Origin of the sequence: Lactobacillus sp. ESL0246, from assembly GCF_003692965.1 — a bacterium.
In the GTDB taxonomy this organism is placed as follows: Bacteria; Bacillota; Bacilli; order Lactobacillales; family Lactobacillaceae; genus Lactobacillus.
This window is the reverse complement of the sequence record NZ_REHC01000006.1, coordinates 61,750-77,088: the sequence shown is the minus strand read 5'-3', so window position 1 is coordinate 77,088 and position 15,339 is coordinate 61,750. Positions and strand designations below refer to the sequence as shown.

Annotated in this window: 11 protein-coding genes and 1 pseudogene; 2 read left to right on the top strand and 10 right to left on the bottom strand. The window is 35.3% G+C overall.

Features of this window, described 5'->3' with window-relative positions:
- Window positions 1–8: 8 nt before the first annotated feature.
- The 8 genes and pseudogenes from F5ESL0246_RS02165 to rlmD all read right to left on the bottom strand — a co-directional run bounded on the left by F5ESL0246_RS02165 (window position 9) and on the right by rlmD (window position 10,045).
- The gene (locus F5ESL0246_RS02165) at window positions 9–3,119 is read right to left on the bottom strand and encodes an HsdR family type I site-specific deoxyribonuclease (protein ID WP_233551573.1); all 3,111 of its coding nucleotides are present in this window, start codon (window positions 3,117–3,119) and stop codon (window positions 9–11) included.
- A 51-nt stretch (window positions 3,120–3,170) separates the two neighbouring features.
- On the bottom strand, window positions 3,171–4,427 hold the full coding sequence (locus F5ESL0246_RS08185) for a restriction endonuclease subunit S (protein ID WP_158592782.1): 1,257 nt from the start codon (window positions 4,425–4,427) through the stop codon (window positions 3,171–3,173).
- Window positions 4,427–7,189 carry a type I restriction-modification system subunit M gene (locus tag F5ESL0246_RS02155; RefSeq protein WP_122017886.1) on the bottom strand — a complete coding sequence of 921 codons (2,763 nt, stop codon included), beginning with the start codon at window positions 7,187–7,189 and terminating at the stop codon, window positions 4,427–4,429. Before F5ESL0246_RS02155 ends, F5ESL0246_RS08185 begins: the two co-directional genes overlap by 1 nt.
- 32 nt (window positions 7,190–7,221) lie before the next feature.
- Window positions 7,222–7,428 (bottom strand): helix-turn-helix domain-containing protein, encoded by a 207-nt coding sequence (locus F5ESL0246_RS02150; protein ID WP_369916904.1) that lies wholly within the window; start codon window positions 7,426–7,428, stop codon window positions 7,222–7,224.
- A 200-nt stretch (window positions 7,429–7,628) separates the two neighbouring features.
- Window positions 7,629–7,835 (bottom strand): annotated as a pseudogene (locus F5ESL0246_RS08340) (type II toxin-antitoxin system YafQ family toxin); the annotation flags it as partial.
- 123 nt (window positions 7,836–7,958) lie between these two features.
- Entirely contained in the window at window positions 7,959–8,147 is a 189-nt protein-coding gene (locus F5ESL0246_RS08285; protein ID WP_199688550.1) for a hypothetical protein, read from the bottom strand.
- 27 nt (window positions 8,148–8,174) lie between these two features.
- The gene (locus F5ESL0246_RS02135) at window positions 8,175–8,441 is read right to left on the bottom strand and encodes an AbrB/MazE/SpoVT family DNA-binding domain-containing protein (protein WP_122017885.1); all 267 of its coding nucleotides are present in this window, start codon (window positions 8,439–8,441) and stop codon (window positions 8,175–8,177) included.
- 245 nt (window positions 8,442–8,686) lie between these two features.
- Window positions 8,687–10,045 carry a 23S rRNA (uracil(1939)-C(5))-methyltransferase RlmD gene (rlmD, locus tag F5ESL0246_RS02130; protein ID WP_122017884.1) on the bottom strand — a complete coding sequence of 453 codons (1,359 nt, stop codon included), beginning with the start codon at window positions 10,043–10,045 and terminating at the stop codon, window positions 8,687–8,689.
- A gap of 174 nt (window positions 10,046–10,219) precedes the next feature.
- Between rlmD and F5ESL0246_RS02125 the strand changes: the two genes are divergently transcribed.
- Both F5ESL0246_RS02125 and F5ESL0246_RS02120 read left to right on the top strand, forming a co-directional pair.
- A complete protein-coding gene (locus F5ESL0246_RS02125) occupies window positions 10,220–10,930 on the top strand; it encodes a Bax inhibitor-1/YccA family protein (RefSeq protein ID WP_122017883.1) in 711 nt (236 codons plus the stop codon).
- 309 nt (window positions 10,931–11,239) lie between these two features.
- Entirely contained in the window at window positions 11,240–12,250 is a 1,011-nt protein-coding gene (locus tag F5ESL0246_RS02120) for a choloylglycine hydrolase family protein (protein ID WP_122017882.1), read from the top strand.
- A gap of 515 nt (window positions 12,251–12,765) precedes the next feature.
- On the opposite strand, the gene F5ESL0246_RS02115 is transcribed toward F5ESL0246_RS02120, so the two are convergent.
- Both F5ESL0246_RS02115 and F5ESL0246_RS02110 read right to left on the bottom strand, forming a co-directional pair.
- Window positions 12,766–14,178: a DHA2 family efflux MFS transporter permease subunit gene (locus tag F5ESL0246_RS02115; RefSeq protein WP_122017881.1), complete on the bottom strand. Its 1,413-nt coding sequence runs from the start codon at window positions 14,176–14,178 to the stop codon at window positions 12,766–12,768.
- Window positions 14,179–14,410: 232 nt separating this feature from the next.
- Window positions 14,411–15,331 carry a diacylglycerol kinase family lipid kinase gene (locus tag F5ESL0246_RS02110; protein WP_122017880.1) on the bottom strand — a complete coding sequence of 307 codons (921 nt, stop codon included), beginning with the start codon at window positions 15,329–15,331 and terminating at the stop codon, window positions 14,411–14,413.
- Window positions 15,332–15,339 lie beyond the last annotated feature (8 nt).

Here is a 15,339-nt window from a genome sequence, read left to right as displayed (position 1 = left end):
CTTCATAATTAATTATATTTTTTTGATATACTGCGCATCCATTTTGGCAATTTTTTAATTACCTTAATTTTATGAGTCAATAAGTTCCCATAACTTTTATCTTCTGCCTCATCAAACGAAATGTTCTTATTAATATCATCAACGTACGGAATATTTTCTGGGTCTATTGGATCGTAATTATCCACAGATTTTTGTAAGACATTGACATCAATTCCCCACTGATGTGCAAAATCAGTAACTTTTTGGTGTAATTTACCATGCTTCCAATCATTGTATACATCATTAATATCCTTACTTGAATCCAACGATTCAGTCATAACTTTTTCATCTAAAAAATTATTCAACAACTGTGCCTTTTGATCTTCACCACGTTCACTAAGCTCTTGAATAGCATTCTTAATTTTTTTAATATCATTACCATGTTGATCGATATTTGAACCATCTTTTCTTGGTCCAATAGCCCTCATTAGATTCAAAATATAACTAGCTGTAATTTGTTGATTATCAGCCAACTTAGTACGTCCTTTTATTTCACGAATTTCTTCTTCTTCACTCGAACCCAGACCTTCTGGTGGAAATAAATTTCGATAAGCACCTACGTATTTAAGCCACTCATGTTCAGTAATAGTGAATTTGGAATTATCCCATTTATACTCATAATACTGTTGTACCAATGAGAGTTGTTTGCTGCATGATTTAAAAGCTTGTTTGAATCTCTCTTTATCACTTTCATTTTCCTTTAAATTTGCCCAATTTGCTGGATTGGGCAATGTTGGCTTCATTTCTTCAATAAACTTTACAAAAATATCTACTGCTTCATCATATAGTGGTACAATTACTCGACTCGACTTTCCTCCACTACCATATAACTCAAGTGCCTGGTTAACTTTCTTTTTAGTAATGGCTGGTAATTGATAATTAATAATTACACCAAACTCTTTTTTGTTTTTATCAAGCACCCGATTAGTTCTTGAATAAGCCTGAATTAAATTTTGAAGTTCAAATGAGCGGTCAACATACAGTGTATTTAACCGTTTAGAATCATAACCAGTTAAAAGTTGATCAGCAACAATAATTAAATCAATATTTTTAGAGTTTAATCCACTTCCACCATGCGTAGCTCGATCAACCAAATCTTCAAAATAAGCATCGCTACCTTTCTTTTTATCACCAAATGCAAACTTAATGCCCGTAAACTTAGCATAGCTTTCAAACATTCGCTCAACTAATTCAGGATCTGCAATATTATCAGGGGCATTTTGATTACCAAAGCTAAAAGTAACCGCAACATTCAACTTTTGCTGGCGATCTGCCAACTGTCTCTGAAATTCATCAAAATACGCTACGGCTCTCTCTTTATAAGCTGTAGTCAAAATAGCATTAAATTCACGTTCTTGAGACTGTTCCTCCCAGTGATCTAATACATCAGTTACTACCCGTGGGATATGTGTCTCATCTTGGTATTTAAGAAGATCTTCTTTCATAGCTTTCTCTTCGACTTTGTCTGCAGGATATGAGCGAACCTCGGTCTCAACTTTTCGTGCTACTTTTTCTGGATGATCACGAAGTGTCTTTTCAATTAATTGATCTCGTAAATCTTCAATATTATTATATTCCCCAGTATTGATATAATTTACGTTAAATCCAAGAACATTACCATCTCGAATAGCTTCGTCAATTGTATATCGATGTAATTCAGGGCCAAATAGTTTCTCAGTAGTATCAATTGCCTGGCTTCTTCCTCTTACCGTTTTTATTTTTCCCTTTACATGATTTTCTTCAAATAAAGGAGTACCAGTAAAACCATAAAATAAACCATTCTTTTTGAAGTACTCTTTAATCGCACCCAGCATATCTCCCATTGTTGTCCGTTGAGCTTCATCAATGATAAATACGATATGCTTTTCAGCCAGTGATTTATCATGATTTTCCACTAGCTTTTTAACTAAAGAATGCATCTTATAAGTTGTGGTTACCACAATACCAGACTTTTTTCGTTTCATCGTATTAGCCAGATTATATGTGTATGGTGTACTATCAACCTCAACTGGCTCATAAGCAGCATATGCCTTAAAATTATCAGCGGTCCTTTGATCAAGCTCTTTTCTGTCAACCATGAAAACTACTTTATCAAAACTTAGCCTAGTCGATAATACTAAAGCGGTTTTAAAACTAGTAATGGTTTTCCCAGAACCCGTGGTATGCCAAATATAGCCACCATGTGGATTACCAAAATTATCTTTTCCTAACGCTGCTCCTTCAATGGCCTGCAATGCATAAACTTGATAAGGACGCATTAGCATATGTCGACGATTTTCTTTATCGCTAGATTCATCAATTACAAGATAATCCCCCACCATTTGATGGGCCATTGGTATCATAAGAAAGTTATCAATTACACTTTTCCAGTCATTAATAATGTTATTTTTTCTATCTGCCCAGTGAAAGACAAAACTTGGATTGAAGTCATTAATTGACTTTGGTGTAGCAAAGTACCGGGTTTCAATTTCCGATGTCACTACCATCATTTGTGAGAATGCCATCAGATTGTTTTGATATTCACCGTCATGATAGTAACGTTTAAACTGACCAAAGGCTTCATCAAGACTTTTATCAGTCCGCTTTTGTTCAATATTAATTAGTGGCAATCCATTAATTAACAATACAATATCAAACCGATTACCATGCTCTGTCTGAACTTCACGAGCAATTTGATAACTAGAATCACCGCCACCAACTTGGGCCTTTTTAAAGATGGTCAAGGTTACTTGATCACGGGTAACACTTGGATTGTCATCCCGGTAAATTCCATCAATTTTACCTTTTCCTTCTTCAATTGAAAGGAGTTTAGCTGCTTCATAGCTATTTTGAATCTGACCTACCTTTTTAAGTACCTGGTCAAATTCGTTATCAGTTAATTCCTGGCCCTCTAGTTGTTCAGCATTTAAGCGATTGAGTTCCTGACGCCAATTATTAATTAGGCTTTGAACGGTAACCTTATGTTTTGTTCCGTTGAGACTATCTGGGGCAATCCACCGATACTTTTCAAGTTCTCGAGTGAATTTTTCTTGAAACTCTCTTTCTGTCGCATCCTTAGGTGCATTACTCAAGGTGTTCATTCCCTTCTTTTGTATTATTTTTTACATTTTCAGAATTTACTTACGCTGAAACTAAACGAACATCTCGTTTAAATAAGCATCCTTTAGTTTTTTGAGCTTATCGATCTTACGCTGATGAAGAGTGATGAGGTTATCTAGTTGATTGAAAAAACATCCAATCTTTTTTTGTTCAGTTAGCTTGGGAATCAAATATGAGATAGAAACAATGTCTCGAGGATAAACGGCGGCTACACTAGTTGTCCCGGTTGCTCTGGAATGGATCTGTTTTATCATGGACTCTGTGTTATAGAGGTAGTTAAAAAATACTGTATCTATACCTTTAAAAGTGAAACGAGCAATATTACTGTTAAACGCATAATTGTCAGATGTTCCAGTCCAAGTGGCACCTTTTCCTACAAGTTCTAGTGTGTTTCTAGTGTTAAATAAAAAATCACCTTTTTTAACAAGATCTAGGTTATCAATATTAGCATCTTTTCTTAAGAATTCTATTTTGTTAAGTGAAAAATAACCTCTATTTATATTTCCCATTTTAAGCAATGGCATTCCTAGATTAGAATCAGATCCTAATAAGCTAGTACCTGTATGAATCGATTTTAGATTATCTCCGAGCTCACGCTGTTCCCAATCGTCGGTAAAACCAGCAAATCGGCGTTTTGGCTTACGCTCTCCTTCAGCGGGAAACATTTCTGCCAAATATGATTTTTTCAAGTTATTCAATTTATTGAGCTTACGCTGTTGAAGGGTGATGAGGGTATCGAGTTGGTTGAAGAATGAACCAATTTGTTTTTGTTCTTCAATTTGGGGAATTAAAACTTTAATCATTTTAATATCTGTACCACCCAAAGATGGTAGTGCACCTACTTGCATATACTTTGGAAGATAAATATTTTGAAACAAAGTAATGGCAAAATATTTATTCCAAACATTTGACAATGAATACGCCATTGTATTGTTATCAATCAAAAATGGATGTTCAACTAATCTCTTTCTATCAAGCGTTAGAGCTGCTCCAATCTTAGCAAATATTAATGATGGAATATATGAAATAATGTGCCACTTTTTATTTTGAATTTGCTTTTCAGAAACATAATTATTAGAGACTGTCATTTTAATCTTATTCTGTGGACTATTCATATCAGATACCTTATAAAAGGGAATTCCATTTTTTCCACCCTGCTCATTTTCAGGAAATCCTATTCCTGATTTGATTTCTCCTAAATCCCCTAGCTTATGCTGTTCCCAAGCGGGAGCATTTTCAAACTCTTTAAACCGCCTTTTCGGTACTTTTCTTTTTTCGAGATTGCTCATTATTTCACCACCAAATCGTTAAACATATCAGCTAGCTTGCCTTCAAGTTTCTCTATATCATTATCCAAATCGGAAAGAGTCACCGAGTATAAATTATTTAATTCATTCAAAGTAGCCAGTTCTTTATTGATTGGTTCTCTAACTAATTCAGCAAATTTTTCTGGTAAATTGGCAAACCACTTTGCATACATTAACTGATCTATTTCTTCATCAGTAAGTCTTGGTATTTTGGCATACACTGCTTCTTCGAGTTTCTGTTCTTCCTCTTTAATGCGATTTTCGTCTTGCTTTTTACCATCAAGAATTTCAGAAACCTTGACTAATTTACTTTCATAGCTTCCCTCTTCAAACTCAATATTACTCTTCAGTTGCTTAATCCGACTATTTGCTTTGCCCTTACCCACTGTACCGTCTTTATTTTTATCAATCTTATTCCAATTAATTGTTGCATGTTCTTGCATAAAGGCAATCTTTTCTTCTTTTTTGGGTTTTGGATCACTTTCTAAGAAATCAATATATTCTTGCAAAGCATCTACTTCCGGAAGATCCACGTTTTTGATGGTTTCATTTAACTCATCATTGACTAACTTTGCGTTAAATTCTGTGTTATCCGCATTTAAGACGTCAAACTCTCCATTCTCTTCTGATAATGAATCTCTAATTTCGTCCAGTTGAACTTGATATTCATCAACCTGAGACTTTTGATTTTCTATGTCAGCTATTTCATTTTTAAACAATAAGTCTTTAACTAAACTATTTTGGACAATTTTTCCAACCCAGCCTTCTTGTACTTCATGTTTTTTATTTCCTTGACCTTTTGTAACCATATTTGGTTTACGTGATCTACCAGCACCGTAGAAATCCTTGTTGCTGATTAATTCTAAATCATTTTCAAGAAAATCTGCCCAAAGCGTGGCTATAATCTGATACCCAGCATATTGATCCACATTTTGATAATTGGCTAAGATTGATTTAATTTCTTCCAGCATATCTTTCTTCAATTGCATAATCGCATCTGCGCTAGTAACTGATTTTAGCTGATCGAAGTATTTAGCAAAATATTTATGTATATCTGATAGCATTCCACTGATCTTTGTTTGAACCGCATCACTATTTAAAACTTGTGTTTTCAGCTCATTTAGTGGTTCGCGAATAGTAACGTACCCCGGACGTATTTTCTCAAGGCATGCTTCCATAATATCGGGTGCCGTAGATTGAAGTACTTTTAATTTGTTGACATCTGTTTGTGGTATTCCACCTAACAGATGTCCTTCAACGTCTTGTACAATTCCTTCTTTATCTGTATTTACATATCGGGGAATATTTAGGTTATAATTGTTTGCTTTAATCTCTTTTAGGCTAGCTAAGTGGCTATAATTTTCTATCTCTTGTTTATTCACATAGGTATCCACAATTTTGGCAATATCACGCTCTCGCAATACATTATTTTTACCAACTTTGATGAAGTCACTAGAAGCATCAACAATTAACACTGGAGCATCTAAAGGACGGTCTTTCTTTAAAATCAATACAACAACGGGGATCCCTGTATTAGTAAATAAATTGCTTGGCAATCCGATGATGGCATCAATATTGTTCTTATCAATTAATTTCTTACGAATTTCTCCTTCTGTATCGCCACGAAAGAGAACCCCATGTGGTAAAACAATTCCCATTGTTCCCTTTTGCCCTAAGTGATAAAGACCGTGCATTAAATATGCAAAATCCCCTTTAGAATCAGGAGGTAAGACGCCAAATTCAGAAAATCGTGGATCGCTAACCTTTAATGGCTTTTCCTCATGTTTGTTCCAATTTTTATCCGAATATGGTGGATTCATAACAACAGCATCGAATTGAACACCTTCACCTGGGCGTGATGGATCTTCTGGCCAATCGGTGGACATTGTATTTCCATTACGAATATCCATATTTTCAGGTCTGACGCCATGCAATAACAGATTCATACGAGTCAAATTATAGGTCGCAGTAATGTATTCTTGCCCATAATAATGAAGATTCTTTTGCTGATCATAAGACAAATGCTTACCAACTGTTAATAGTAAAGAACCAGACCCAACAGTCGGATCATAAATTGAACTAATATTTGTTGTTCTAGCGATAATTTGTGCAATTACTTCGCTAACCTGTGAAGGAGTATAGAATTCCCCTGCTTTTTTACCAGAGTCCGAAGCAAACTGAGCAATTAAATATTCGTATGCATCCCCAAGAACATCTCCATTTTGCAAATCAGCTAAATTTAAATCCGCAAATAACCCAATTAAATCTCGGATATTTTTGCTACGTTTGTTTAAATCACTACCTAAAGCAGTATTAGTTAAGTCAATTACCGAGCTTGAAAATAGTCCTTTAAAATCAGCTGAATCATCCGTTACCGTAATTGATCGTTCAAAAGCGTTCAAGCTATCCATTACCTCGGATAGTTCAAAGTCACCATTTTCAATATCCTCAACCCACGTTTGATATAAATGCTCTGGCGTTATGATGTATCCGCCAAGTACCTGTTGAACAGTATTGTCTAAGTCTTTACCGTAATCTTGATGTGCTTTTCGATATTCTTCTAAGACATTTGCCTCATTTGGCAGGGCAGCTGTTTCTTTAAATGCCTGCAAAGTTTTATCACTTAAAAACTTGTAAAACATTAATCCAAGCATGTAGTCCTTATAGCGACTAGCATCCATTGTGCCCCTTAAGTTATTGGCACCATCCCACAAACGACGTTTAATTTCTTCTGATGTAATCATTTACTTTATTACTGCCTCTATTTTTTTACTATTTACATAATGTCACTAATATCACAGTCTAATGCTGCACATATCTTAAGTAATACTTCCGTCGTCACATTCCCATCTTTGCCCAATTGGGCAATTGATGCAGAACTAATACCGCTGTTCGCACATAGATCTTTCTTCTTCCAACCATGATCAATTAACAATTTCCACACTTTTCCCTTTTCATCAGCTAGAGATTGGTACTTAACAATAATAATTATACCAAAATAAATATCACTTTTTGAATATTTATTTTGCATCCACATATTTTTTAGCTGATAAATAATCAGCCGCTAGATGACAATTTATTCGTTAATTGCTGTCAAGCAATGAAGATGAAATACTCAGTGCTGCTAAACAACCAGTTTGCCAAAAGGTACGAATTAAAAAATCCTCCATTATAAAGGATTTATTATTTATGATACTTCTTTAAACTATTTTGATTAGAAAACAATTGATCATGCGACCCAACTCGAACTCCAACGGCAATTAATTCATTACGTTCAACATACCAAATTACTAGTACATCATTGATGTCATTGGGTTGCTTTCTGCGAGGAGTATCACGAACATGGAACTCTCGATATCCGGATAATCGGCGTTTTAGTGGATGGTCCCCATATTCATCAGACGATGATTGCTTTTATTTGGCATTTTTGATGAAATTAAAGAGAGCCAATCGATCAACAGCTGTTAATTTGCCAAGTGGTTGCTGACTAAAGACCCACTTTTTAAAAAAGCGCTACAACCGGTGAATGTCAACGTATGATTGCTTCTTTAAGCCGGCCTGTTGCCAGTCTTTAATCGGATAGTACAATTGAGGTGACTTATTTTGATACTGCCTGGTTACTTTAAAAACCATTACCTGTTCTCGACCAACCTCAATCACAAGAGCTGGTCGGACTTTGCGTACCTTTATCAAAGGAAACATTGGCAATATAAATGTCCATGGGTTCCATTAACCGTTAACCATCCAATCGTGAAATTCTGGGGACTTCTTGGAATCGTAGCTACCGTCCTCATCAATTTCGACATCTTCAACCGGAATTGGTTTTACCAAATTAGCCCAATCTAAAGCGGTCGGTAATTTTTTAATTGTGATTTCGTCACCCTTGACCTCGAAAGATAATTCTGTGCCCTTAGTTAAGCCTAAGGCTTTTCTGATTGTAGCAGGGATTACAACTTGACCCTTTTGTGACATTTTGCCCGTAATTGTATTATCCATCATATCGCTCCTGGTTTACGTTTTACTTCTTACAAAAATTTATCAGAATTTGTATTAAATACCAAGAAAGAGAAAACAATCTGGCCTTATCCTTGCTTTTTCTGTGCTAATAAAATTTCATCCCAAGTCCCAAAATATCTTATCCAATAATTAATGGTCAGTGGCTGAACCCACTGTCAATCTAAAACAAAAAAATGTACTAATTCCAATTATCAAAATTAGTACACTTTAATCATTTATAAATACTAGCGCGCTTTTTCTATGCGTTCTAACACCGTCACTGCTTCAACATGAGGTGTTTGCGGGAACATATCGACAGGATCAATCTGGTCAAAAGTATAGCCTAACTTCTGAAATTCTTGCAGATCACGCACTAGGGTTGCTGGATTGCACGAAATATAAACAATCTTCTTGGGATTAGTCTTAACGGCGGCTTTAATAAATTCTGGGGTTAAGCCTTTTCTTGGGGGGTCAACGAAAATAACATCAGTCTTCATCCCCTTATTAGCCCATTTCGGCATTACTTCTTCGGCTTTACCGGTCACATATTTAGCATTTGTAATCTGATTCAATTCAGCGTTATTATTTGCATCTTTAACTGCATCTTTGACACTTTCAATACCGCGAACAGATTCCACATGCTTAGCAACAGTTAATCCGATCGTACCAATCCCAGAATAGGCATCAACAACAGCATCTTCTGGCTGAAGCTTAGCTTTTTCAATTGCTAAATCATAAAGACGCGGCGTTTGGAGTGAATTAATTTGGAAGAAACTTTCTGGCGAAATTCTAAATTTGACGTCACCAATCTGGTCAGTAATTTGCGGCTTACCAAAAATCAGGTAATCTACTTTACCCAAAATCACATTAGTTTTTTTCGGGTTATAATTCAGAACTAAACTAGTAACACCTTTAATCTGTTTAATTTCTGCAGCTATTTTAGGCAATTGTTGGAAATCTTTATGTAAACATACCAAAATGACCATTATTTCACCTGTCGCTTTACTGCGACGAACATCTAAATAACGGATTTCACCTTGATTATGGATTTCATCATAAGCCGGAACGCGGGATTGCCGTAAAATATCACGCACAGCTACTAAAACCCGGTCAATTTCGGGATCAGTCGTAAAGAAATTAGTTAGCGGAATTAATTCGTGTGAATGTCTTCTAAAAAAGCCAATTTCTAACTGTCCATTAATTTCACGCACTGGGACTTGAGCTTTGTTGCGGTAACCAGTTTCTTCTGGACTTGGCAAAGTTGCTCCTACTTCAATGTCATCAAGATGAGCTTTTTTCAATAAATTAACCACTTGATTACGTTTAAATTCAAGTTGCTTATTATATTTAATATGTGCTAAAGATGCTAGCCCAGTTTGCACCCACTCATTGAGTTTAATTTTGACCCGATCGGGACTTTCTTTGATAATTCTTTCAATTTTAGCAAAAGCAAAGGTCTTCTTAACCTTTAAAATTTTGGCACTAATCACTTCACCAGGTAGTGCATTAGTCACAAAGACAGTCATGCCCTCATAATGAGCTACGCCCATTGCTTCATAAGATAAGTCAGTAATTTCTAAGTTGATAATTTGATTTTTTTCCATTTTTTGTCCTTTTTTACAAACATTAGTTAACTATTTTATTCTACTAAAAAATACGTCAAAAGTAATTAGTAGCGCTCTTCTTAATATTGATTTAACTTCAGCAATTTATCTTCACTAATCTACTCATATGTGCTATTTTTATTACTAAATATTCCAATAGAAAGGTCGTTTTTTATGAATAATTTTGAAAGTAATTCAAATCGCCACCAAATTCATACTATCTCCGAAACCAATAGTTTTCTGACCAAAATGTACGCCTTGATGGGTGGTGCTGTATTAATCTCGGCTCTTGCTGCCTATCTGACTATGACCGTTTTTCGAACAGCAGTAGCTAATATTCCTGCTGCTATGATCTGGTTTATTTTATTAGTACCTCTTGGTCTCTCCATGGGAATTAGCTTTAACGCCAATCGTCGTCCATCTACCAGCTTAGCAATGCTGATCGTGCTGGCAGCCATTTATGGCTTCGAATTTGCTTTAATTGCTGGTTTTTATACCGGAACCCAAATTACAACCGCCTTTATCTCAGCAGCCGCTGTTTTTATTACCATGGCGATGTTTGGCACCTTTACGAAAAGAGATTTAGCCAATTGGGATTCCTATTTAAGTGCTGCCTTAATTGGCTTTTTAGTGGCTTGGATTGTTAACATGTTTTTGCATAACCCAGCCGTTACTTATATTTTTTCATTTATTGGGGTTATCATCTTCACCGGCTTGATTGCAAGTGATGCCAATAAGATGAAGATTATTTACAATAATTACGGTGACCAATTATCTCCTAATGGTTTAGCCGTTCTTGGTGCCTTACAACTCTATCTTGATTTCGTTAATATCTTTATGTTCTTACTTGAAATTTTTGGTGGCAGCGGCAACAGTCGTAACTAATCAAATTTTTTGCTAAGTTTCAACATAATCGGGTTTAAAATCTGGTATGTTGAAACTTTTTTATTTTGAGTAATTCTAAATCAAAAATAACTGATAATTATGATATGACTAAAAATAATGCTTCTTTAATAAATGTTCTTCCGTTATTTATCACTACCGTTTACTTATATAGCAAATAACGGCTATTGTTTTTAATGAACAAATCTCACTTTAATTTAATATTTAAGCCTAAAAGACTTGAATTACTGCTTAAATGCTCCTATACTTTTTATAATATAATTTATCAATAAAATAAATGGAGGTTATGACATGATCGGTTGCAGCAGTTTCACAATGGAAACTAAAGACAAAAAACACTTTTTGTCTCGGACAATGGATTTTATGATGGAAATGGCAGAGCAAGTCGTTTTTGTACCAAAAAACAAAACGTTCGCTATTTCCTATGATTCCAAACAAGAAATCACCAGCAAGCACTCATTTATCGGTATGGGCAGTATTCAACGTGATATTGACGATGCGCCCGTTACCTGCGATGGGATTAATGATGCTGGCTTAATGGGAGCCGTTTTATACTTTCCTGGATATGCTAGTTATGCTGATAAAGCTACAAACAATGCTTGGGCTGTCTCACCTGACAAAGTGATTTCTGCAGTCTTGTCACAAGCCGATTCACTAAATGATATTGAAGACCTATTTACTAAAAAAATGGTCATAGTCAATGAAGCAAGTCCCGCACTAAAAGTTATTCCACCTTTACACTATATCTTTTCAGACGAAACGGGCGCTAGTATAATTATTGAAACTCAAACCGATGGTATTCATGTAATAAAGGATTCTATTGGCGTTATGACAAATAGTCCTGACTATCATTGGCATGAAACCAATTTGCGCAATTACCTTTCCGTTACGACCAATCAACATAAAGATATTAAGTTTTTAGGCAAAACACTGAAGCCTTTTAGTCAAGGTTCTGGTACTTTTGGCTTACCGGGTGACTTCACTCCAACATCACGTTTTATTAGAACTGCGTTTATGAAAAACAATGCTGAACAACCTAAAGATGAGCTTGCCGGAGTTAGTCTAGCACACCATATTTTGGAATCAGTCAGCATCCCGCGTGGAATCGTGGTAACACCAGAAGACACGTTCGACTATACTTGCTATTCAGCTTATATGTGCGCCGAAACCAGAAGTTATTATTACTCAACATATGGTAATCAACGGATCAGATGTGTGAAATTAACGCCAGAACTGGAACAAGAAACTGAATATCATGAATTTAAGGTTAACCCAACAGAAGATATTGAATACATGAACTAAATAAAAAAATACTTATCAATGATATGAACCCCGAAGTTAGGACAACTTCGGGGTTTTTATTACCAGTGCTAATAGTTACTGTACTACCATTATTATTTTCATATAGTAATAAGCATTATTCAGATGTGTAATTATCTTTGGTATAAGCTGTATTAGCTATTTTTAGAGCATTTTTTAATACGAAATTTAGAATTTCTAAAAGCAATTTGTTAAAAATTATGATTTGTGTCTGTTTGACTTAATTTCCATAAAAATATGTATCTTACCAGTTGTCCCGTAATTAAGCCACGATCTGGTACTGGTCATTTTTTGAAGCTAGAAAGCAAAATTATCTGTGGTCAAATAAAACGTTAAATAAGCTAGACCAATTTTAGATATCTCTTTGAATCTAAAGATATTTTATAGTTCTAAAAAATATCTAAAAATAAATTACGATCTTAAACAAGGCAAAAAAAGGATTAACCACGATATCAAGTCGGGGTTAATCCTTATTTAAAAAGTTAACTGTTCTATACTTAATTTATATCAGTCGAACGCTGCTCACTTTTTAACGTAAATGCAGTAATTAAACCGATAACTGCTAAAGCCAAAGTGAAATATAATCCATAATGCACACCATTTGTGAATTGTGCTGCTTTATTAAAACCTTGATAAGCACTTTGTCCAAGACTTAGAAAACTAGTCGTAAGTGCAGTAGCCACAGCACCAATAATTTGTTGCAAAGTATTTAAGATAGTACTGCCATCCGCCGATTCAGCTCCTTGTAAAACATTTAAAGCATGCGTTTGTGACGGTGACATCGCTAAAGGACAACCAATCATCAAAATAATATGAGCAAATACAACATAAATAATCGATGAAGTATTATTAGAAAAGATCAGCATTAAAATACCAATAATAGCAATTGCAAAACCTGCTATAGCAGGTTTTTTCGCACCCATAGAGTCGTATAAACGGCCAGCAAAAGCAGAAACTGCTGCGTTAATAATACCACCTGGTAACATAATAATTCCTGTTAAAGCAACTGGAAGTAATAGTCCTTTTTGCAAATATTGCGGCAACAAATACATCGCTGATAAAATAATTGCAAAGTCTAACATGACACAGATTGCACCCTGCATAAAGGCTAATTTTTTGAAAACATGAAGATTAATAATTGGCTGCTCTAAACGTAGTTGGCGATATGCATATAAAATCAAAACCACAATAGCAACAGCCAAGATTAACAAAACAGTTGGTGAAGACCAACCCAAATCCGAAGCAAAGCTAACTCCCATTACCAAACTTGCAAAACCAACAACTGACTCTAAAAGTGATAGGATATCGACTTTGGGTCTAGTAATTTTACCAGTATTAGGAAGCCCTACAATTGCACAAATTAAAGCAATTACTAAGAAAGGGATAAAGAACCAGAAAATCCAATTCCATGTCAGTTTCCCTAGAATGATACCAGTAACAGTCGGTCCAATTGCTGGTGCCAGCATAATAACTAATGCACAAATCCCCATAGCTGTTCCCATTTTATATGGTGGAAAAATCAGCATAGCTACCGTGAACATTAATGGCAAGATAAGCCCTGTTCCAAGTCCCTGGATCATTCTACCAATTAAAAGAATGGTAAAATTAGGCGCAATCGCTGCAACAATTGCTCCAACGATGAAGTTAAGCAGTCCAATAATAACTAGTTGCCGTGTAGAAAACCATTTAGTCAACAAACTCGAAAATGGTAAAATGACCCCTATTACCAGCATGTAGCCAGTGACAAGCCATTGAATGGCACCTGAATTTATGTGAAATGCCTTCATTAATTGCGGTAGTGCAATATTTAATGAAGTTTCTGATAGCATGCCAACAAAAGCTCCGATCATCATACTCATCATCGCCAACCACGGACGTTTAACTTGAATCCTTGCTTGATTATTATTCATAAAAAACTCCTCTCACTTTTTGTGCCCCAAAGAGCAACTCGTTTATCTTATCAAAAATAAAAAAAGTTCGTAAGTTTTTTAAAAATATAAATTTAAAAATATCTAGTTAATGCTATTAGTGTATATAGTTTTAATTAAGAGATAACTAAAAGGCTTGACCCCAAAATGTTAGGGTCAGGCCTTATAAAATAATGTTAGAATTTTAAGCTCAATGCAGAATGATTATTATATTTTATTCACCTACAAAAAATTCAATCCGCTGCTGTAAATTTTTAAAAGTAACTGGACAGTAATCACTAATTTCACCATCAAGATTAACAGGAAGTTTTTCTCCAACACTCTTACCAATTAGTTCAATTTTTAAACTGCGAGTTTTAGTGTAAATAATATCTGGATCATCAACATGCTTACCGTTCATTGCTAAAGCCATCAGTCGTAACAATTTAACTGGATCAGCAGGCTTAACAATAATTAACTGAAAGAGACCATCACTTAGCTTGGCATCAGGCATGATTTGTTCAAAGCCACCAATCGAATTAGTCATACCCAATAACAGCATTGATAACTTCCCTTCATAAACGCCATCATCATAGGTAAGTCGCAATTCATTTTCAGTTAAGTGAGGTAACATTTCAGCACCCTTAATTAAATAGGCCGTGTATCCCAACGCCGATTTAACTTCGGAAGGTACCCCATATGTTAATTCAGTTAATGATCCACAAGCTGCAATATTCACAAAATACTGGGTTTGACCAGCAAATGTTGCTTGTCCAATATCCATTTCACGAGTTTTATGCTTAAGAATTACTTTAATTGCATCCCCAACATTGTTACGCGAAATATGTAAAGCTCGCGCATAGTCATTTGTAGTCCCTGCTGGAATAATTGCCATTTGTGGTCGTTTTTCGAGAAAAGCAATTCCATTAACCACTTCATTAATTGTACCATCACCGCCAGCTGCCACAATTAAATCAAAACCCTCATTTGCAGCCCTTGTGGCTTCTTTTTGTGCACTTTGTTTTTGAGGTGTGGTTCTAAAAGCACTAGCCTCATAACCATCTTGTTCCAAAACGTCCAAAATGTCGGCAACATTCTTAGGCATCTGTTCGTGACCAGATACAGGATTATAAATCAATCTTGCTTTTTTAGTCATAATTACTA